21 protein-coding genes are annotated in these 19,837 nt (G+C 35.8%); 8 read left to right on the top strand and 13 right to left on the bottom strand.

Annotated features, from left to right (window positions below; genetic code table 11):
• The 3 genes from A9G32_RS12760 to A9G32_RS02685 all read left to right on the top strand — a co-directional run.
• The coding region (locus A9G32_RS12760) for a hypothetical protein (protein WP_176701307.1) at positions 1–444 on the top strand (444 nt) is incomplete at its 5' end.
• A 241-nt stretch (positions 445–685) separates the two neighbouring features.
• On the top strand, positions 686–1,807 hold the full coding sequence (locus A9G32_RS12945; RefSeq protein ID WP_176701306.1) for a hypothetical protein: 1,122 nt from the start codon (positions 686–688) through the stop codon (positions 1,805–1,807).
• Positions 1,808–2,472: 665 nt separating this feature from the next.
• Positions 2,473–4,011, top strand: coding sequence for a hypothetical protein (locus A9G32_RS02685; protein ID WP_065590462.1), 1,539 nt, complete (start codon positions 2,473–2,475; stop codon positions 4,009–4,011).
• A gap of 408 nt (positions 4,012–4,419) precedes the next feature.
• Here the strand turns inward: A9G32_RS02685 and pgm are convergent, their stop codons facing one another.
• The 3 genes from pgm to A9G32_RS02670 all read right to left on the bottom strand — a co-directional run bounded on the left by pgm (position 4,420) and on the right by A9G32_RS02670 (position 6,868).
• Positions 4,420–6,057, bottom strand: coding sequence for a phosphoglucomutase (alpha-D-glucose-1,6-bisphosphate-dependent) (gene pgm, locus A9G32_RS02680; protein ID WP_065590463.1), 1,638 nt, complete (start codon positions 6,055–6,057; stop codon positions 4,420–4,422).
• Positions 6,058–6,156: 99 nt separating this feature from the next.
• Positions 6,157–6,660, bottom strand: a complete 504-nt coding sequence (locus A9G32_RS02675; RefSeq protein WP_065590464.1) for a hypothetical protein — start codon at positions 6,658–6,660, stop codon at positions 6,157–6,159.
• Positions 6,661–6,682: 22 nt separating this feature from the next.
• Positions 6,683–6,868 (bottom strand): hypothetical protein, encoded by a 186-nt coding sequence (locus A9G32_RS02670; protein ID WP_065590465.1) that lies wholly within the window; start codon positions 6,866–6,868, stop codon positions 6,683–6,685.
• A gap of 166 nt (positions 6,869–7,034) precedes the next feature.
• Between A9G32_RS02670 and A9G32_RS02665 the strand changes: the two genes are divergently transcribed.
• Together A9G32_RS02665 and gloA are read left to right on the top strand one after the other, a co-directional pair.
• The gene (locus A9G32_RS02665) at positions 7,035–7,535 is read left to right on the top strand and encodes a glycine zipper 2TM domain-containing protein (RefSeq protein WP_065590466.1); all 501 of its coding nucleotides are present in this window, start codon (positions 7,035–7,037) and stop codon (positions 7,533–7,535) included.
• 222 nt (positions 7,536–7,757) lie between these two features.
• Positions 7,758–8,165: a lactoylglutathione lyase gene (gene gloA / locus A9G32_RS02660; RefSeq protein WP_034910998.1), complete on the top strand. Its 408-nt coding sequence runs from the start codon at positions 7,758–7,760 to the stop codon at positions 8,163–8,165.
• 57 nt (positions 8,166–8,222) lie between these two features.
• Here gloA and gmk read toward each other — a convergent pair whose 3' ends face one another.
• Entirely contained in the window at positions 8,223–8,846 is a 624-nt protein-coding gene (gmk, locus tag A9G32_RS02655; RefSeq protein ID WP_065590467.1) for a guanylate kinase, read from the bottom strand.
• A 194-nt stretch (positions 8,847–9,040) separates the two neighbouring features.
• On the opposite strand from gmk, the gene A9G32_RS02650 reads away from it, so the two are divergent.
• Both A9G32_RS02650 and A9G32_RS02645 read left to right on the top strand, forming a co-directional pair.
• Positions 9,041–9,745 (top strand): AzlC family ABC transporter permease, encoded by a 705-nt coding sequence (locus A9G32_RS02650; RefSeq protein ID WP_065590468.1) that lies wholly within the window; start codon positions 9,041–9,043, stop codon positions 9,743–9,745.
• Complete coding sequence (locus tag A9G32_RS02645; protein WP_065590469.1) at positions 9,732–10,055, top strand: AzlD domain-containing protein; 324 nt, start codon at positions 9,732–9,734, stop codon at positions 10,053–10,055. The genes A9G32_RS02650 and A9G32_RS02645 overlap by 14 nt, the downstream gene beginning before the upstream one ends.
• A gap of 88 nt (positions 10,056–10,143) precedes the next feature.
• Here the strand turns inward: A9G32_RS02645 and A9G32_RS02640 are convergent, their stop codons facing one another.
• From A9G32_RS02640 to A9G32_RS02605, 8 genes are all read right to left on the bottom strand, one after another.
• Entirely contained in the window at positions 10,144–11,043 is a 900-nt protein-coding gene (locus A9G32_RS02640) for a heme biosynthesis HemY N-terminal domain-containing protein (protein WP_065590470.1), read from the bottom strand.
• 10 nt (positions 11,044–11,053) lie between these two features.
• Positions 11,054–12,484 carry a uroporphyrinogen-III C-methyltransferase gene (locus A9G32_RS02635; RefSeq protein WP_065590471.1) on the bottom strand — a complete coding sequence of 477 codons (1,431 nt, stop codon included), beginning with the start codon at positions 12,482–12,484 and terminating at the stop codon, positions 11,054–11,056.
• Between the two features lie 99 nt (positions 12,485–12,583).
• On the bottom strand, positions 12,584–13,327 hold the full coding sequence (locus A9G32_RS02630) for a uroporphyrinogen-III synthase (protein WP_065590472.1): 744 nt from the start codon (positions 13,325–13,327) through the stop codon (positions 12,584–12,586).
• Positions 13,324–14,244: a hydroxymethylbilane synthase gene (gene hemC, locus A9G32_RS02625; RefSeq protein WP_065590473.1), complete on the bottom strand. Its 921-nt coding sequence runs from the start codon at positions 14,242–14,244 to the stop codon at positions 13,324–13,326. Before hemC ends, A9G32_RS02630 begins: the two co-directional genes overlap by 4 nt.
• Before the next feature lie 135 nt (positions 14,245–14,379).
• Positions 14,380–15,750, bottom strand: coding sequence for an adenylosuccinate lyase (gene purB, locus A9G32_RS02620; protein WP_065590474.1), 1,371 nt, complete (start codon positions 15,748–15,750; stop codon positions 14,380–14,382).
• A gap of 48 nt (positions 15,751–15,798) precedes the next feature.
• Entirely contained in the window at positions 15,799–16,446 is a 648-nt protein-coding gene (gene hflD / locus A9G32_RS02615) for a high frequency lysogenization protein HflD (RefSeq protein ID WP_065590475.1), read from the bottom strand.
• A 1-nt stretch (position 16,447) separates the two neighbouring features.
• The gene (mnmA, locus tag A9G32_RS02610) at positions 16,448–17,566 is read right to left on the bottom strand and encodes a tRNA 2-thiouridine(34) synthase MnmA (RefSeq protein WP_065590476.1); all 1,119 of its coding nucleotides are present in this window, start codon (positions 17,564–17,566) and stop codon (positions 16,448–16,450) included.
• A 275-nt stretch (positions 17,567–17,841) separates the two neighbouring features.
• Positions 17,842–18,531, bottom strand: a complete 690-nt coding sequence (locus tag A9G32_RS02605; protein ID WP_065590477.1) for a LexA family transcriptional regulator — start codon at positions 18,529–18,531, stop codon at positions 17,842–17,844.
• A 150-nt stretch (positions 18,532–18,681) separates the two neighbouring features.
• Here A9G32_RS02605 and A9G32_RS02600 point away from each other — a divergent pair, with 150 nt between their 5' ends.
• The gene (locus tag A9G32_RS02600; protein WP_065590478.1) at positions 18,682–18,909 is read left to right on the top strand and encodes a helix-turn-helix domain-containing protein; all 228 of its coding nucleotides are present in this window, start codon (positions 18,682–18,684) and stop codon (positions 18,907–18,909) included.
• A gap of 70 nt (positions 18,910–18,979) precedes the next feature.
• Here A9G32_RS02600 and tpiA read toward each other — a convergent pair whose 3' ends face one another.
• A complete protein-coding gene (tpiA, locus tag A9G32_RS02595; protein WP_065590479.1) occupies positions 18,980–19,744 on the bottom strand; it encodes a triose-phosphate isomerase in 765 nt (254 codons plus the stop codon).
• Positions 19,745–19,837 lie beyond the last annotated feature (93 nt).

The following is a 19,837-nucleotide window of genomic DNA, read 5'->3' as shown; positions in this document are numbered from 1 at the left end:
TCTAAATTATCTAAATTATCTAAATTATCTAAATTATCTAAATTATCTAAATTATCTAAATTATCTAAATTATTACCGAAATTTCTCACAAAATTATTGCTAAAAATCCCATTGGCATTGTTGTTATTGCTGTGTTCATTAAAATCACAGGCATTATCGACCACGACAGCAGATAGCATTCAAGGTAGAGCATCCTATTTAGCCTTTGATGACCTCGTCATTAAAGTGACAGCAACAGATGACTTATTAGGTATTAATTTATCAAATAGTCGAAAATTCACACCACAAAGCCGCCTTTCATTATCGACAATCCAGATTAAGTTACCCGAGGTAAACCAAAGTTTTGCTGATATTAACATGACGACAGCGACATTATTTAGTTCATTGAATCTGAAGGAGTTAGTGGCACAAAGGAATAGGAGGGCGATGTTGATGAACAAGTGAGTGCCCCATTTTGGCGCAATAAATTAGCAGTAAACACATATTTTGGTGATGTTGTCAGCAATAAACACTATGCCAATCTATCAGTTGTTTGCGTTGTTCTTCAACCTTTAGCCTTCAATGCTTAGGGTGTCGGATAAGTTTAAATAATTTATTTAACAAATTATATGTTTGTTGGCGTGGGAATTTATTAGTAATGCTAGAAACTTATAAAAATAAAATATTATTTGATAAAGGAAATAAAATGAAGTATCCAAACCATTTAACTGCTGAACGTATTTTATTTTGCAATATATGTTTGCTTTTTTTTATTTTATGTAGTGCCTTTTATAGTAGTTATTCATTTGGGGTTAATCGTAGTGATGCAATAATACTTTCATCTAGCCCATTACCACCATTACCAGAACCGCCGCCGCCGCCACCGCCGCCGCCGCCGCCACCGCCGCCGCCACCGCCGCCACCGCCGCCGCCGCCGCCGCCGCCGCCGCCACCACCACCACCGCTTAAGCCGTTTCCGCTTTTTGCAAGGCCGAACACGGACTGGGGCGATGGTAAATATGCTGGTGCTCCTGAGTGGGATCCAGATAAGGGATACAAAGTTTTAGCCAATGATGAAGGAGCTTACAAAAATAATTTTCCAACAACGGGAGCAGATGGTTTATACTTTGATATTTTAAATACATCCGTTCAAGATTTAAGCCAATTAACTTGGTCCCCTGTTGAGTATGATGGAATAAAAGTAACGGCGCACTGGACAAGGCCAGATCCGCGTGATTATTGGATTAAAGATAAAGGGCAATTTGTATTAAGAGTATGGTTAAATGGTCCTAGAGCGAGAGACTATTATAATCCTGAAAAAATTCACAAGCCAAATTTACCTCATACCTTCGTACTAGAAGGCAAGGATGCTAGTGGGCGAGTAATGGTGAAATATGGATTTGAATTGAGGATGTGGTTTGTCCATCGGGGGGGGGCAATGGAAAGACGTTCGAATCATGAGCATTGGTGTGATCGTTTGGGTTATCATCGAATGCCACTGATAAGAGATTTAAGCAATGCACTAAACTGGGGGGCTCCTGACGCCGCCAAACCTTACTCACCATGGCCTCATAATTACCAGCGTCGAATAGGTGGGGGATTTTTCTCGGAGTGGGGCTATCTGGCGAAGTACGCTGATGCGGGTTTCAGTGATGGAGGCACCTACATGCGGTACTACTGGTCAGGTGACTGCGAGCGGTGGTCGTCGAAGGGCACTTGCTCCATCGGATATTACCATTACGTCGTTATAAGCGCGCGCAACGGCTACTACACCTACACCTATGACGACTCGAACAGCAAATTTCTGGGCTTTTGTGTCACACCTTAACTTTTAGTTCTTAGTTCTTAATCCTTAGAGCGCGGAAGGTGGTTATGGCGCTTGATAGGACAATATAAAAAAGAATAAAGCCCCTGCGTAAGTGTGGGGGCATCCCTTAGAGTTGCGCAGTTGTGGCAAAGCCACAATTGCGCCGCCACCGTCCCCGACGCAGAAAGCTTGCGCTTTTGTTATTAATTAGTTCTGATTAACAGTCTGTTATAAATAGCTATTATCAAATAACAAAAGCGCCTTTCTTAAAAAGCCAAATTCAACGTAATAAACAACTAGCCTATAAGTATATGATTTTATTTAAAGATAAAAAATTCAATAAAATCAATAGTCTACCTGAGCGATTTTAGAGCAATAAAATCTCACAATATTGTAAAGTCAATATTTTACTTTTTCATAGCGATAGCATGCACGATAATTAAGTAAAGCTAGTACACCAGACAGTGCGAGTTGGGAAATTTTTGCTTTGGATGTTATCGCTAATGTCAATTATTTTCGCAAAAGGTTAAATGTTCTAAGCCTAATACTATATTTTAATTAATAAATTATCCAAAAAACTAGCCAAAATTTTCACAAAAGATTATACTTTTACAGCTGATAGAAAATCAGCTTATTTAATAAGTTAATAAAAATGAAATGGAACATTCATTAATAGGTGAAATGTAATGGATTATTGTCGTAGGTGCAAGAATAGGCAGGCCTATATCTTAAATTCTCTTAAATCTTCAAATTATCAAAAACTCTTACAAATTGATATTTCTTTAGTGAAATTAGCGGATTTATTTATACCGCAACTAAAATTCATCTTTACATTCTCAAGCGTATGGTTCTTGACTCCGTTGTTGTTATTATCGTATTCATCGAACTCTCAAGCACTAACGGCTCATACAAGCGGTGTTATACAGGGTAGTGCGCCTTATTTAACATTTGACGAAGGTCGGACTAAGGCTATAACAACTGATGAGCTATTGGCTATCACATTATCCGATGGTAGTAAAATCACACCTAGAATTAATAGTTCCTCGTCTACAAAGCCAATTGAGTTACCCATAGATGGCCAAAGTTTTGCTGATATTAATATGCTGGTGCCAGCATCTACCAATTCAGTAAGTATAAACAGCTTAGTGACACGTTATCATTATTGGGGGGATGATGATGGTGATGGAGAAGGTAGCGGTGGAGTTAAAATAACAGGAAGTATAACGCTCAGGATAACCGATAGTGATGGTCAAGCAGTTAATCGTAATGATGTTTTAGATATTTGCAAGTCACCTTATAAAGTGGAATTAAGTAGTACAGACGGTAATATAAGCACTTATTACGGCATACCAAACACCAACTCCTTTAAAGGTCGTAAAGTAGCATATTATATCAAACCGAAGGCATCGCCAACCGTTTGTTTTGTAAGACCGAATTTGTTTTGGGGGGACAGATTAAGTGCTGGTCCAGCCGACATATGGAACGACAAAAAAGGATTTTTAGTTCAATCAAGCCATCCAGACTCATACAGTCAAAATTTCCCGACAACGGGAGCTGATAATTTATATTTTGATTTCATCATAGGTGGAGTTGACGTTGGTCAGTTGACTTGGAAAGCGGTTACTTTGGGGGGAATAACTGCTACGGTAACAAATGTTGTAGCTAGTGATGGATGGATTCCTAATGCCGATAGAAGGAAAGTCGTAGCACGCGTTAAATTAACAGGGCCTGCAGCAAGCAGTAATCAAAAACAGTCAGATACTCCCAGTATAATTTCCAGGCCAAGTTTACCACAGACATTTGAATTAGTGGGTAAGGATAGTCGTGGTAATGTATTAAAATATGGATTTCAATTAAAGAAATGGTTCGTTAGTCGAAATAAAAAAGATATAGTTTCTAATCAAGAATCTTGGTGTAATAGTATAGGTTATCGTCTTCCACAGACAAGTGATTTGACTAATGAAGGTGAATCTGGACGTGGAGCAAAACCGTCTTCAAGTTATAAACATTATCAACGCCGAATAGGAGCTGGATTTCTTACAGAGTGGGGGCCTTTGTATAATTATACTGATGTGGGCTTTGGCTCCTCTTTTTGGTCAAGTGACAGGAAAAAAGATCTCCATGATAATATAATTTATTGGCACGAGATAAGCCCAACAGGTCGTTCTGTCTGGAAGAGCAGTGTTGACAGTACTGCGGCTGTTTGTGTTTTTAATGCTTTGTAAGGTGTAGATGGTAGATAGAAGTTATGGTGTTAATAAAAGACAAAACCAACGTAAAGATAAGTTCAAATAGGTAAAGTTTGCTGTGGGTACTTTAATGATTGAAAGCAAAAAAAGCGATTCGACTAGCAATACTGAAGGCTTACGCTTTTGCATAAAGTGCAAAAGCATTTTTTTAATTCACCACAATAAAAAAATCAACCAATAGTTATTTGATTTACTTTAAAATTTAATAAAATCAGCATTCTACTTGAGCTATTTATATAAAAAATTCCACTGCTTTAGGTAAAAATTGCTCAGAAAATATATTGATATTATTTTTGTTTTGATATCTTTCTAATAAAAGACTTATGTAAAAAAACAGCAACCAAGCAAATAGCTGCTGTTTTTTATTGCGTTTGTTTTTTTCGGTTATTTAATCGCTTTAGCCACAATTTGTTGCGCCTCTTGCTGTAGCGTATTTAAATGTTCGTTGCTTATAAAGCTTTCTGCATAAATTTTGTAAGCATCTTCTGTTCCTGATGGGCGAGCGGCAAACCAGCCGTTTTTGGTTATCACTTTAAGCCCACCAATTGCAGCATTGTTAGCTGGTGCAGTGGTTAAACATTGAGTGATTTTTTCACCTGCTAAGTTGTCGGTGGTTAGTTGGCTGGCATCAAGTTTGGCTAGTTTTTGTTTTTCACTAAACGAGGCTGGCGCTTGGATTCGTCCATAATAAGAAACACCAAATTTATCTTCAAGTTCTTGGTACTGTTCTTGTGGATTTTTGTCTAGTTTAGCCGTCATTTCGGCAGCAAGCAGACATAAAATAATGCCATCTTTGTCGGTAGACCATACTTTACCATTCGTTCTTAAAAACGATGCGCCTGCGCTTTCTTCGCCAGCAAATCCAAGTTTACCATTGTAAAGCCCATCTGCATACCATTTAAAACCAACTGGGTATTCTAAGTACTGTTTGTTTAAGCTATTAGCAACTCGGTCGATCATTGAGCTTGTGACTAGTGTTTTACCAATAGCAATATCTTTGTGCCATTGTGGACGGTTTTGGAACAAGTAATTAACACAGGTTGAAAGGTAGGCATTTGGGTTCATTAGCCCTTTTGGTGTCACAATGCCATGACGATCAAAGTCGGTATCATTACCAAAGGCTAAATCAAATTGGTCTTTTAATTTTAATAACCCAGCCATAGCCCAACGGCTTGAGCAGTCCATACGAATAACTTCGTCATGATCTAGATGCATAAAGCTGAAAGTTGGATCGACTTTGTTATTAACAATATTAAGGTTGATGCCATACTTTTCGGCAATGCGTGGCCAATAGGTGATACCAGCACCACCCAATGGGTCAACACCGATTTTGAGCGATGATGATTTGATAAGAGAGAGATCTAAGATGTTTTCAAGATCGTTGATATAGTCGGTTTCGTATTCTTTGGTGTGGATGTAATTTGAATTTAGAGCCTTGTCTAAGGTGACACGTTTTACACCATTGAGTTTGTTTTTCAGTAATTCGTTGGCGCGGTTTTCAATTTGTTTGGTGATGTCAGTATCCGCAGGTCCGCCATTGGTTGGGTTGTATTTTATTCCGCCATCTTCTGGTGGATTATGCGATGGAGTGATAACAATGCCGTCTGATAGCTGTGATTGTTTGTTTTGATTGTAAGTTAAAATGGCATGCGAAATGACTGGCGTTGGCGTATAACCCCAATCACGAGCCATAACCACCGTTTGCTCGTTGGCGACAAAAACTTCAAGCACTGATTTTAAGGCAAGTTCTGATAAAGCATGGGTGTCTTGACCAATAAAGCAAGGGCCTGTAATGTTGTTCGCTTTGCGGTATTCGGCAATTGCTTGAGCAACGGCTAATATATGTGCTTCATTAAATGTGCCTTTGTTTGAGCTTCCGCGATGACCTGATGTACCAAAAATGACTAATTGGCTAGCATTATCCGTATCAGGTTGGATTTGGTAATAGTTATTGCGTAATGTTTCAACGTTGATAAGATCTGATGGTTGAGCTAACATTCCTGCGCGGCTTTGCTTGGCCATTTTTTACTCCTCTTTCATAAAAAATACTTTATATGACTAAAAACGCGAATCTGTTGAGTTTATATCACGTTTTTAGCTTTTTTATTTTTATTTAACCTATTAAGGTAAAAATGCGTTGGTGACTTGGTTTATCATGGTTTCAGATATGCCCATGTCACTCATTATTGATTCAATAATATATAATTTTCTGGCAGTATTAGTGTTGCTGATAACCCAATAAGGTGTACCAATGATTTCGCGGGGTTTTGTGTTTTTGCCTGATGTTTCTAGTAATTGTTTATCTTTGGCTAAATATTTTCGCTTGCTTCCATGTAAGGATGTTGCAGCTATGGCAAATAGTGCTGGATTATAGTTATACAACGCACTAAGCAGTAATATAAAGCGACTAATAATGGATTTCTCGTTCGTGAAAGCGTCACTAGTTAATAAGTCATTAAACAGTGGATAATGATTCTCTTTTTGTGCAATAGTCTGTTTTTTTGCCGATGTAGATTGGTTTATATTTAATAAACGTCGTAATATACTTGATGCATCTTCGCCAATGTGTTTAGTTTGGCCAGCAATAAATTGGTATAATTCTTCGTCGATTTCGATAGTTTTCATTATGTTACTTGTGCCTATTGTATTATTTCACGGGACATCCTAAAGCAGGAATTTTGCCTAAATGCGAATCATGGGCTGATTTGTTATCTAAACAATCATTCGATGGCTGTTTAATGGCAGCATTATCGGTTGTTGTAGGTGCTTGATTTGCATCATGACAAGCAGTTATCATAACTGATAATATTAATAGAAAAAATAACCGTTTCATATATTCATTGCATAGTTGATAAATTTTTGTGCTGAGTATAACCTAACTTAAGCATAAATTGTATTGGCTATTGATAAAATAATGAAAATGGTATTGTTGTTTTTAAAAAAAAATATTATTCTAAACTGTGTATAAAAAGCTTATACTATTATTATATGAGGAATAAATTATGAAAAAAATCGTCACGTTAACTATTTTAGCTGCAATTTTATCTGGATGTAGCAATAGTGATGTTTATTCTGGCGATGTTTATACAGCAGATCAAGCAAAACAAGTTCAGCAAGTAAGTTATGGTACAGTTGTTTCAGTACGACCTGTTAAAATTCAAGCTAATGCGTCAAATGGTAAAAGTGAAAGTGTAGCAGGTAGTCTTGGTGGTGCTGTTATAGGTGGCGTTTTAGGTAATACTATTGGTAATGGCTCTGGTCGTGTGTTAGCTGCTGCAACAGGAGCTATTGGTGGTGCGATTTTGGGTGATGCTATTCAAAATAAATCTAGCCAAGCTAGTGGTGTTGAGTTAGAAATCAAGCAAAAAAACGGATCTAATATTGTTCTTGTACAAAAAGGTTCGGCTAACGATTTTTATGTTGGTCAAGCTGTTCGTTTAGTCACTAATGGTAAACAAATTAGCGCATCACCACGTTATGGTAGTAGTATAAAAAAATAACGCTTAATTTTATTAGTTTTGGACATATTGTCCTTAAATAACAACTAATTTTCGCTCATCTTGATGATGAGTGAAATGCTTTGGCTAATAATTTGATTAAGATAATTCTTGTTGCTTGTCTTTTACCTATAATCACTCAATTTTTAACAAAAATTTGCCTGTCTGAATTCTAACGTATAAACTCAAACAAATTATTAATTGTTATAAAGGGATAATAAAGTAATGCGTATATTACATACTATGATTCGAGTTGGCGATCTACAGCGCTCAATCGATTTTTATACTCGTGTAATGGGAATGCGGGTGTTAAGAACTAGTGAAAATACTGAATATAAATATTCACTTGCATTTGTTGGTTATGGTGATGAAATAACTAGCTCAGTTATTGAGTTAACTTATAATTGGGGTACCGATAAATATGAGCATGGTTCGGCGTTTGGTCATATAGCTATTGGTGTTGATGATGTTGCTAAAATGTGTAATGATGTCAAACAAGCTGGAGGCAAGGTAACGCGCGAAGCTGGACCTGTAAAAGGTGGCTCAACCATTATTGCTTTTGTTGAGGATCCTGATGGCTATAAGTTAGAGTTGATCCAAAATGATCAGGCTGATAAAGCGTTAGGTAATTAATTTATTCCATAAAAATATCGCCACTTTTTTGGCGATATTTTTTCATCTTATTTCGAATTATTCCCCTAGCAAATCTACTAATAATTGCCTATTGATGATAGCTTGTTTTGGTTGCTCAAGGCTGGCAGTGGTAATAATGGCACTTAAGGCATTTAATGAGGTGTCAAAATCATCGTTAATAATGATATAGTCATATTCGTTATAATGTGAAATTTCAGCTCGGGCTTTTTGCATTCTTTTGGCAATCACATGGTTGTCGTCTTGCCCACGTTTAACTAGGCGGTTTTCAAGCTCTTTGAGCGAAGGTGGTAGTATAAATATGCTTTTTGCTTGTGGCATTTTTTGGCGTACTTGCCTTGCACCCTGCCAATCAATATCTAGAAAAACATTAATTCCTTGCGATAGGCTTTGTTCTATTTCGGCTTTAGATGTTCCGTAATAGTGATCAAATACGTTGGCATATTCGACAAATGCTTGCTGATCAATTAAAGATTCAAAGTGTTTGTGATCCACAAAGTAATAGTGTTCACCATGCGCTTCTCCTGGGCGAGGATCGCGCGTAGTATGCGAAATTGATACTTTAGCTTGATGTTGATTTTTTTGCGCTAGGTAGGCTCGGATCAGACTTGATTTGCCTGCACCACTTGGTGCAGAAATGATAAATAAAGTTCCTGTATGCATAGATATATTTGCCACATTAATTGTTATTAAGTTATTTTGATTGTCATCAATATTAGTTAAGCAATATTATAGCAAATTTCGGCAATATATTATGGCTTATTGTGAATTAAGTTATTTAATTTGTCATTTTTAATATGTATTTGTAATATAGGTAATATTAATCTATAGCATATTGTTATTATTAAGGAATATCTATGCCATTATCATTTAAAGATGGAGTTTATGCTTGTATTCCAACGCTATTGGGGTATATCGGTATTGGTATTGCTGCCGGTGTTGTGGGTAAATCGGCAAATTTATCGGTACTCGAAATTACATTACTGGCTATTATTGTTTATGCAGGCGCTGCGCAGTTTATTATTGCTGGATTAATGATAGTAGCTACACCTATTTCGGCTATTATTTTTACTGTTTTTTTAGTTAATTCACGTCATTTTTTGATGAGTATGGCAACAGCTCCAGCTTTTCGCAAAGCATCGTTATTAAATAATATTGGTATTGGTAGCTTATTGACCGACGAAAGTTTTGCCGTGGCAATAAATGCGATTACAAATAAAGTGCCAGTTAATGCTGCTTGGATGCATGGCCTTAATTTAACGGCTTATATTACTTGGATTTTGTCTTGTTTTATTGGTGCTTTAATCGGAGAGTGGTTGCCTGATCCTACACAATTTGGTCTAGATTATGCTTTAGTCGCCATGTTTATTGGTTTGCTCTATTTGCAATTGATTAGCGATAATAGCAAAAGTCTTAAAAATCGACTTTTAGCTATGTTAACGGTTGCTGTTTTGCTAATTTTCTTAATGCGTTTTGTGTCACCTGAAATGGCTATTTTAATCAGTACGTTTGGCGGTTGTTTTATGGGTATGGCAATGGAGAAAAAGCATGACAACTTATAGTTTATTGATTATTTTAGGTTGCGGGTTAGTAACTTGGTTGCCAAGAGTGATTCCATTTATATTAGTTCGTAAATTTCAGTTGCCTAATGTTGTGACTCAATTCTTGTCATATGTACCTTTATGTATTTTAACAGCGCTATTTGTGCAAAATTTATTTGTGGCAAAGGAGGGGCATTTTCCTGATTTTAATGTGGAATATTGCTTAGCGACAATTCCAACCGCTATTGTTGCCTTTTTGACTAAGAATCTAATGTGTATTGTGGTTGCTGGTATGTGCTTTATGGCGTTAATTCGCTATTTTATGATTTGATTTGTATCAATCAATAACTTAATTTTAATCATTATTGTGAGTTCAAACAAAAACAGGGCAATTACCCTGTTTTTCTTGTTATATTTTTTTATGTTCTTTCTTTTTGTTCAAGTTTACTAATCGATTTTAATATCTTTTCTGCTTCGTTTGCTTGGCCTAGTTGAGTTAGATAATTAGCCATCGCTTTTTGATAAGCCATATTATTTAAAATGGCTCTTGGTTGTTCATTCCACCATTTTACTAGTGTTTGTGCATCACTATTAGTCGATAATTGCTTAATTCGACCAATATAGGCTGCTTGTTTAAACTGATCTAGTTGCGACTCGCTGTACACTTTAGCTTTGTACATTGCTGGTAATAGGTCAATGATCGCTTGATAATCACCCATTTCATAATAAAGTTGATCTGCTAATCTAAGTACTTCAGCATTGCGAGGCTTTTCGTTTAGTAGCTGATCTAATGTGATGCGTGCAGTTGTGTATTCTTGGTTTTTTAGTTGCAATCTAATTTGTACTAGCTGAAAGGCAAATAACTCATTAGGTTGGCAACTTTTAGCGGCTTGTTCTAGCGACTGATTAGCGGGGATTAATTCATCATTATCAATTTGAGCTTGTGCCGCAAGTAAATACGATAAGGTGGTATTTTTTGCCCCTTTGGCACTTTTGATAAATAGTTTAGCAGCTTGCTTATAATCACCTTCAAGTAATAACATTTGCGCTTGTTCAACACGTTTTATCGATTTTTTTGGCGACTTTAAGCGTAGCCAATTGCCTAATTCTGTTTTAGAATTAAAAATTTTATTCAACAAACAGTAAATTAAATAAAGGCAAAGTAGACCAACTAATTCAAGTATCATAAATGAATTAAATGACATACTGACACGATATTTGGCAAATTCAAATACCGCTGAACCTTGGTGCCCTTGTAATAATGGTCCCAAAAAGAATCCACCCACTAGTACTAAGAAAATAATTAGTATTTTTATCATTATTATTCTCCTATTTTGTTAACATTGAGCGAACGCGGGTTTGCATTAGTTTTTCAAGTTCGCCAATGCTAGTTAGGCTTTCAGGCACATTTTGATTGCTGATTGATTGATTTTGCAAATTTTCAAGTTCATTAATAAATGCTTTAACGCTTGGAGCATTCCCATCAAAATAAGCATTAACCCAAATTGCGGTTTCATTTAGTGCACGTTGGTAAATAAGTTCTTGATGTCTTGGTACGGCTTGCGCTGCAATCAATAAACGGAAGCGGATGTTTTCACGTAGGTAAAGCGACTGTTCCAAATTCAGTGGTGCTTTTAATATTTGGCATTTGACGATTTGTTTTTCGTCTTGTCCTGCTTGTTCTAAGCAAGCCTTAAAGTTGTTCTCTTTGTCATCAAGTTTTTCTATGGTGATAAATTTATCCATAAAAGTCTTGGTACTGCTTAATAAATTATCAGACCAATCGTTAACCGATGATGATACCCCACTATTATTATCATTAGCTATACTGTTAATGTTTGTTTGTGGTGTGTTTGTAGCATCTTCGGCATATTGTGTCATGCCAAGATCGATATCTTTATAATTACCTACTAAAGGTAATTCGGTAAGCGATTCTGATAAACCAATTAAATTTATTATAATGCCATCGGTATCTGTAAAACTCACTTGAGCAAGTGAATTAATATCTTTACTAATTGCCTGTCTTGCTGGTAGTAGGCTTGGGTCATTAGCTTGGGCTAGGCTTTCGTCGGCACTTTTTAGTAGTAATCGTGCGGATGTGTAGTCTTGGTCATTCCAGATTTTGCGACCAGCTAAATGTACTAAGTAATTGGCTTGTGAAATTAACCAAACATTGTGATCACTTGTTGACATTGCTGCTAAGCGTTCATTGATATTTTGTAAGCTTTGTTCTGTCAATTTTTGTGAATCATTAATTTGAGTTGTTAATTGTTGCTGTAGCTGTTGTTGATCACTCAGTTTACGATCAATACGCTGTTCTAGTGAATTGAATTGCTGATTTTGTTTATTAACTGCGTCGGTAATACTACTTTGTAAATCATTTGTTATACTTTGCTTGGTTGTTTGTTTTAAATTGGCCAGCTCAGTTTGTAATATTGAGATGGTTTTTTTTTGTTTTTTAATTTCCTGTTGACCATAATAAAGCCCCAAACCACCTAAGCAAACAGTTAATGCTATAGCAATTATTGATAGTTTTGAAACGGGTGATTTGCTTGTGTTCTTAGTGTTATCGCTAACACTGTTTTTAGGTTGGGATTTAGATTCCACAGATGGATTGGATTGAGTGGTTGTTTGATTTTTTTTATCTTCTTTCATAGTGTTATTCGCTTCATTTTGAACCGCTGTTATCGTTATTTGACTAAACGAAGTTGTGTTTATTGTTGAAAGTGTTGCATTGGCACCGTAATATTTTGGTGGCATAAATAACCTCATTTAGATTTCTAGAAATTTATGTTGCATTATGACATAGAGTTAACATTGTTTTAAATAAATTTTAATTATTGTCTTAATAAGCAAGTGTCATAGATTATTTATATTATCGGCTATAGTATAATTTATCATTACAGCGTTAAAAAGCTTTTGATTATTCGCACTACTCACTAGTTGAACTTTTTGCCAATTAAGTTGTTTCGCTTTTGCAAAAATTCGTTGGCTTGTTACTACAAGATTAGCATGCATTTTATGTTCAAGATTGATATATAACTCAAGCTGGATTAAGTGTTCTAGACTAGTAATAATGATGATTTGATTTTCAATATTACTAGATAATATCTTTGGCGGATAGGTGATTGGCTCACGGCAGTAACACGTTATTGATTTTACTTTGGCTTTTCGATTTGTTAGTGTTTGAGATAATAATTGCCGACCTGAATTACCGCATAAAATTAAAACAGTATGATTTTGTACAGATTCTTGCTGTAGTTTTATCAATAATCCTTCACTGTCTTCTTGTTCTGGATAATTGACTTTAGTTGTGGTGAGCTGGTTAAATAATTGTGCTGACTTTTTTCCTATTGCGTAATACCGAACATTAGTTGGTAATATTAGATTGCCAATATAGGTTTTAATAACGTGTGTAACTTGTGGTGAAACAACGATCACAATATCGTTAGGTAAAAGTTTATTCAGTTGTTGTTGTAAATTTAGTAGGTCATTGCCTTGTGAAATAGTAAAAAATGGAAGATGTTGTACAGGCAAATTTGCTTGAGCAAATAGTTGGGTAAGGTTTTCACCCTCTGGAGAGGGTCTAGTTACATAAATCATCCGCCATTTAATTCCTTTAATATTGTTTTCGCACCTTGATCTAATAAGCGTTTTGCTAATTCTTGTCCTAACTTTTCGGCTTCAGTTATACTACCCTCTAATGTCCCTTTAATTATTTTAGAACCGTCAATGCGTCCAACAAGGCCTTGTAGTGATAAAATATTGTTATTTAATTGGCTATAACAAGCAATGGGTACTTGGCATCCTCCTTGTAAGGCTTTATTCATTGCTCTTTCTGCTTCAATACAAACTCGGCTATGTTTGTCATCAAGCACTGAAAGAATCTCTAATATTTTTTTGTCATCTGCTCGGGTTTCAATACCAATAGCACCTTGTCCGACAGCAGGTAAGATTAAGTCAGTATCAATATATTGTTTGATTCTGTCTTGTAGTGCTAAACGTTTTAAACCCGCTGAGGCTAGTATGATGGCATCGTATTGTTGATTATCCAATTTAGCTAAACGAGTGCCGACATTGCCACGAAGATCTTTAATTTGTAAATGGGGATATTTTGCCCGCAATTGACATTGACGTCGTAAACTTGATGTACCAATTATCGCACCATTGGGTAGCTCATCTATATTTGAATATTTATTTGAAATGAAGCTATCACGTACATCATCTCGCTTGCAAATTGTGGCTAATGTTAATCCTTCAGGAAACTCAGCAGGGATGTCTTTTATTGAATGGACAGCAATATCCGCTTCGTTATTTAATATTGCTTGTTCTAGTTGTTTTACAAAAAGACCTTTACCACCAATTTTCGATAAAGGGCTGTCTAGCAATACATCACCTTTAGTTACCATGGGAATTAATTCCACTGTCAAATTTGGGTGATTAGTTAAAATTTGTTGCTTAACAAAATTTGCTTGCCATAGCGCTAATGGGCTTTTACGAGTTGCAATGCGAATGTTCAATTCATTTCCCTATTTTTTGTTTAGGTGATTTATATTTAATGAGTAATTTCTACACTAGTGTGATTAATATGATCACCTGAAAGTCAATATGGCCTGATAGGGTGTGACTGTATCAGGCTATTTGGATTTAAGTTGTTATTCTAAATTGTCAACAAAGCTAACGGCATAACCAATATAGTTAGCTGGTGTTAACTGTTTTAGTCGTGTTTTTTCGCTTTCGGGTAGATTTAATGAGTCAATGAATTCTTGCATGCCTTTTGCATCAACTCGTTTGCCTCGAGTTAATTCTTTTAATTTTTCGTAAGGTTTTTCGATACCATAACGGCGCATTACTGTTTGAATTGGCTCGGCTAATACTTCCCAGTTGCGATTAAGTTCTTCAAGTAAGTGGTCTTGGTTGACTTCGAGTTTGTTTAATCCTTTTAGGGTTGATTGATAAGCTATAATGGCATAACCAATACCTACACCTAGATTACGCAACACTGTAGAATCGGTTAAATCACGTTGCCAGCGGGAAATAGGTAATTTGCTACCTAAATGGTTCATAATTGCATTGGCAATCCCTAAGTTGCCCTCTGAATTTTCGAAGTCGATAGGATTAACTTTGTGTGGCATGGTTGAAGATCCGATCTCGCCAGCAATAGTTTTTTGTTTAAAGTGATTTAGTGAAATATATCCCCAAATATCTCGATCAAAGTCTATCATAATGGTATTAAAACGTGCTACACAATCAAAGAATTCGGCAATGTAGTCATGTGGTTCAATTTGGGTGGTATAAGGATTCCATTTTAGTCCTAGCGAGCTAACAAAATCTTCACTAAATTTATGCCAGTTCACTTGCGGATAAGCAACCATATGTGCATTATAATTTCCCGTTGCGCCATTAATCTTCCCTAGTATTTCAACCGATTTTAGTTGTTGTAATTGGCGCTTTAAGCGGTAAGCTACATTAGCAAACTCTTTACCTATGGTTGATGGCGTAGCGGGTTGACCATGTGTTCTTGATAGTAGTGGTAAATCACGATAAGCGATAGCTTGTGAGGTGATTTTATCAATGAGTTTATTCCAATATGGCACTAAGACAGCTTCTCTAGCTGTTTTTAGCATTAACGCATAAGATAAGTTGTTAATGTCCTCTGATGTGCAAGCAAAATGGATAAACTCATTAATGGCGTGTAATTCTTCATGAGTACTCACTTTTTCTTTTAGAAAATATTCTACAGCTTTAACATCGTGATTAGTAGTTCTTTCGATTTCTTTAATGCGACTTGCATCTTGCACACTAAATTGGTCTACAATTTGATTAAGATGATTAGTAGCTGATTGACTTAATGTTGGAACCTCTAAAATATCTGCTTGTGAAGCTAATTTTTGTAGCCAACAAATCTCGACCTGAACGCGGTATTTTAATAAACCATATTCGCTAAAAATGGTGCGTAACTCTGTGGTTTTTTCACCATAACGCCCGTCAATTGGCGAAAGGGCAGTGAGTGCAGATAATTCCATCGGTTTTACTCCGTTACAATATTTGAAATATCAGTTATAAAGTGCAAATTAGTTTGCGCAATTAATTTGGTCTAATAGTTCTTGTGCTGCTTTACAAATGCGTTTACGGCAAAAAAGAAACTGGAAACGATTTCCACCAACTTGATACCATAAAATAGCCGATCGAACACATCCCAAAAGGGCGGTTCTTACTTTTGCTTGTACCAATGTGTTTTGTAAAAATTCGATTTTGCCAACAACTTTTATTCTTGTTGATATCGGGCTGATGATATCAGAATAAATTCCGGCTAATGAATAGGACAGATCATCAATATTAGTACTAACAGTTTCATCATTTATGTCTAGATAAAGTCCTGAAATGCGTTTTAATCGTTGGTCAATTTTATCTAATGCGTCATTATTTTTTAATAATTTGCTAGTAATGCCAATTGTACCAAACAGGTAACGAATAATTTGGAATTGTTCTTTTTGTCCTGATAATAATAATTGTATTACTGTTTGTAATCCTGTTTTGATATTTTTAATACCATCATAAACATCATCCGTTGTTTTTGGCGAGGTTTTAAACAAGCTTTTTATTGCTTGTTCATAAAGTGTAACATCACAAACGCCTGTGTTAGCAAGTTGTGGCACCAGTATTGCACTTTGTGCCGCACCAGCGAGGGCAATAGCAATATGGTGGTATTTATTATTCACGTTAGTCTTCCTTACTGTTTGTAATTCGTTCTTCTATAATACCACCACCAAGACATACTTCATCTTTATAAAAGACAGCAGACTGACCTGGTGTAACAGCTACAACAGGATTATTAAATATGACTTTAATTTTGTCATCGGTTAATGGTATTACTTGGCAGGCTATGTCTTGTTGACGATAACGTGTTTTTACAGTACAGCTAAATGGTTTTGTTACTACTTTACGATCAACCCAATGAAGTTGTTGAGCAATTAATCCTTCAGAAAGGAGTGCTGGATGATCATGACCTTGTGCCACAATCAATTCGTTATTGGTAAGATCTTTGTCTACAACATACCATGGTGTGTCGTCAGCTTGTTTTAAGCCACCAATACCAAGCCCTTTGCGTTGCCCTAATGTGTGATACATCAAGCCTTGATGTTGACCAATAATCTCTCCATCAATAGTGCGAATGTTACCTGCTTGAGCGGGTAAATATCGTGCTAAAAAGTCACTAAATTTACGTTCACCAATAAAGCAGATGCCAGTTGAGTCTTTTTTAGCAGCGGTTGCTAAACCAAGTTGTTGTGCAATTTTTCGCACTTCTGGTTTTTCGAGTTCACCAACTGGAAATAAGCTTTGGCTTATTTGTGCTTCGCTAAGGGTGTAAAGAAAGTAGCTTTGATCTTTGTTATTGTCGATCCCTCGTAATAATTCGACTTTATCGCCTGTTTGACGTTTACGGACGTAATGCCCTGTGGCAATAAAGTCTGCGCCAAGATCTTCGGCCGCATATTCTAAAAAAGCTTTAAATTTTATTTCTTTATTACATAAAATATCAGGATTTGGCGTTCGGCCTGCTTTATATTCAGATAAAAAATGTTCAAATACGTTGTCCCAATATTCGGCAGCAAAATTGACAGTATGTAATTTTATATTTAATTTGTCACAAACTGCTTGCGCATCGGCTAAGTCAACAGCGGCAGAGCAATATTCTTCTGTGTCGTCTTCTTCCCAATTTTTCATAAATAACCCAACAACATCGTATCCTTGTTGTTGTAATAAATAAGCTGAGACAGAAGAATCAACGCCGCCAGACATACCGACAACGACTTTTTTTCGAGTGTTTATATTTGGCATAATATTATATTAATAGGTAAAACTAATAAAAAATTTAATGCTAATTTTAGCATAACTAGTGAAAAAAGCATAAAGTTATGCTGATAACACTTGTTAAGTTAATTTATTTTTTATAATAGCTTTACATTGATTTTATACTGAAACACATAGTTACCTGAAACTTTTTGACATTTTTTTACCTTGGTATTCATAGAAAAAACGGGAGTTAAATACATTAAAACAGCCTTACCAGTCGAAGCCGATAAAGCTGTAATTAGCCCAAGCTTAAATGGGTTTTAGTTAAGATCTTTTAGAAGATAAACTACATGCCCAATAATTTTAAATTCTTGCGGTTCATGCTTATCCCCAATAATGGTTGGGTACTTAGGATTGTCGCAAAGTAATGCTAAGTTTGCTCCTTGATTTTGAATGCGTTTTATACTGATTTGATCCTCATATTCAACAGCATACAAATAGCCATCGATCGGTTTATAATGCGCTTTATCAATAATAAGAATATCATGATTTGATATTGTTGGCTCCATGCTATCACCTTTTGCCCATACGGCGACTAAGTCTTCGTAATTACAGCCTTGATGCCTTATTAAATTAATATCAAATGGGATTGATTCGATTTTTGAGTAAGATTTCACCATATTATTTAAATGGTGGAATGGGATATATACTGAATCTTGAGTATCTGAATCTGATAATAATCGACATTTTCCTTTTCCAGTTACTAACCATTCAATAGGAACATTACATTTTTGGGCTATGATAGCTAATCTATTTAGTGATGGGTAGGTTTTGCCTGATAAGTAATCTCTTATTACAGCTTCTGACATGCCAACTTTTTTAGCAAAGGCATTACCTGAAAGACCTTCTAACACTAGGCTTAATCGATTTTTAAAATTAATGACCCCTGTATTAGTTAGGGTTCGTGTTTTTTCTTTTTCGGTTTGGTTTTTTATTTTATTTTCGAACATTTTTTCCTCTATTCCATTTTTTTATTGTTTTTATTGTTTTAAATCGTTTTTTTCTGTGTTATTCTGTTCTATATAAATTCATATCTTTTGAACATTGTATTACCGATAATCTTTACAATAGTAAGAATTTAACTAATAGAGGATCTCATAATGAGAGAGCAAGATCAAGACTGGGCACCATCTAGAGTTGTAGGCGAAATTAAAATTAGAGGCGGAAATTTAAGAGCATTGTCTAGAGCTAGTGGTTTGCAGGCTGATACTTTAAGAAACGCATTATATCGCCATTGCCCTAAGTATGAACGAATTATTTCTGATTATTTACAAGTACCTGTCGAAAAAATTTGGCCTTCACGTTATCCGACTAAGGCTAAAAAATGATATTAATTTAAATGATAAAAAGACGCTAAATTAAGCGTCTTTTCATTTTGTTATTCGACATATTTATGCGTTATTTTTTAGCCTGTTCAGCCGCTTTAACAATTGCCGCAAAAGCATCAGCTTTTAGTGATGCACCACCAACTAATGCGCCATCAATGTCGGGTTGAGTAAATAGTTCAGCCGCATTTTTATCATTAACTGAACCACCATATTGAATGGTTACTTGTTGTGCCACTTTTGCATCTTGTTTAGCAATATGATCACGAATGAATTTATGAACAGCTTGTGCTTGTGCAGGAGTTGCAGATTTGCCAGTTCCAATAGCCCAAATTGGTTCATAAGCAATAACAGCACCGTTAAATGCTTGAACACCAAGTGCTTTTATTACTGCATCAATTTGGCGTGCGCAAACAGCTTGTGTTTGACCAGCTTCGTTTTCTGCTTCGGTTTCGCCAATACATAATACAGGCACTAAACCAGCTTCTTTAATTACACCAAATTTTTTTGCAATAAATTCATCAGATTCTTTGTGATAAGTTCGGCGTTCAGAATGTCCAATAATAATATGAGTCACGCCAATTTCTTTTAACATGTTAACTGATACTTCGCCAGTAAAAGCACCTGATAAATTAATACCAACATCTTGTGCTCCTAAAATAATATTAGATCCACCTAATTGGTGTTTTACAAAATCAAGGTATACAACAGGTGGTGCAATTGCAATATCACATGCTGTGTCGTTTGATAGCTCACTTTTTAGTCCTGAGACTAAGCTTTTAGCCATATCCAAACTACCGTTTAATTTCCAGTTACCCATAACGAGAGGTTTTCGCATAATTTTCTCCAACTTAAGATTTAAAAAGGTGTTGATTTTAGAATGAATTCGGTATAATGATTAGCATTATACACCAAATAATTTGAGCTTGAG

Source organism: Gilliamella sp. Gris3-2 (assembly GCF_001690345.1).
GTDB lineage: Bacteria > Pseudomonadota > Gammaproteobacteria > Enterobacterales > Orbaceae > Gilliamella > Gilliamella bombi.
Note: the sequence above shows the minus strand (reverse complement) of the source record. Positions and strands in the feature narration are given on the sequence as shown.

Coding starts and splice junctions, on each gene's coding strand:
- A9G32_RS02645 (WP_065590469.1), top strand. CDS start 9,732: ATGACAACTTATAGTTTATTGATTATTTTAGGTTGCGGGTTAGTAACT.
- tpiA (WP_065590479.1), bottom strand. CDS start 19,744: ATGCGAAAACCTCTCGTTATGGGTAACTGGAAATTAAACGGTAGTTTG.
- A9G32_RS02630 (WP_065590472.1), bottom strand. CDS start 13,327: ATGATTTATGTAACTAGACCCTCTCCAGAGGGTGAAAACCTTACCCAA.
- gmk (WP_065590467.1), bottom strand. CDS start 8,846: ATGCATACAGGAACTTTATTTATCATTTCTGCACCAAGTGGTGCAGGC.
- A9G32_RS02635 (WP_065590471.1), bottom strand. CDS start 12,484: ATGCCACCAAAATATTACGGTGCCAATGCAACACTTTCAACAATAAAC.
- A9G32_RS02670 (WP_065590465.1), bottom strand. CDS start 6,868: ATGAAACGGTTATTTTTTCTATTAATATTATCAGTTATGATAACTGCT.
- mnmA (WP_065590476.1), bottom strand. CDS start 17,566: ATGCCAAATATAAACACTCGAAAAAAAGTCGTTGTCGGTATGTCTGGC.
- A9G32_RS02640 (WP_065590470.1), bottom strand. CDS start 11,043: ATGATAAAAATACTAATTATTTTCTTAGTACTAGTGGGTGGATTCTTT.
- A9G32_RS02605 (WP_065590477.1), bottom strand. CDS start 18,531: ATGTTCGAAAATAAAATAAAAAACCAAACCGAAAAAGAAAAAACACGA.
- purB (WP_065590474.1), bottom strand. CDS start 15,750: ATGGAATTATCTGCACTCACTGCCCTTTCGCCAATTGACGGGCGTTAT.
- A9G32_RS02675 (WP_065590464.1), bottom strand. CDS start 6,660: ATGAAAACTATCGAAATCGACGAAGAATTATACCAATTTATTGCTGGC.
- pgm (WP_065590463.1), bottom strand. CDS start 6,057: ATGGCCAAGCAAAGCCGCGCAGGAATGTTAGCTCAACCATCAGATCTT.
- A9G32_RS12945 (WP_176701306.1), top strand. CDS start 686: ATGAAGTATCCAAACCATTTAACTGCTGAACGTATTTTATTTTGCAAT.
- A9G32_RS02685 (WP_065590462.1), top strand. CDS start 2,473: ATGGATTATTGTCGTAGGTGCAAGAATAGGCAGGCCTATATCTTAAAT.
- gloA (WP_034910998.1), top strand. CDS start 7,758: ATGCGTATATTACATACTATGATTCGAGTTGGCGATCTACAGCGCTCA.
- A9G32_RS02650 (WP_065590468.1), top strand. CDS start 9,041: ATGCCATTATCATTTAAAGATGGAGTTTATGCTTGTATTCCAACGCTA.
- A9G32_RS02600 (WP_065590478.1), top strand. CDS start 18,682: ATGAGAGAGCAAGATCAAGACTGGGCACCATCTAGAGTTGTAGGCGAA.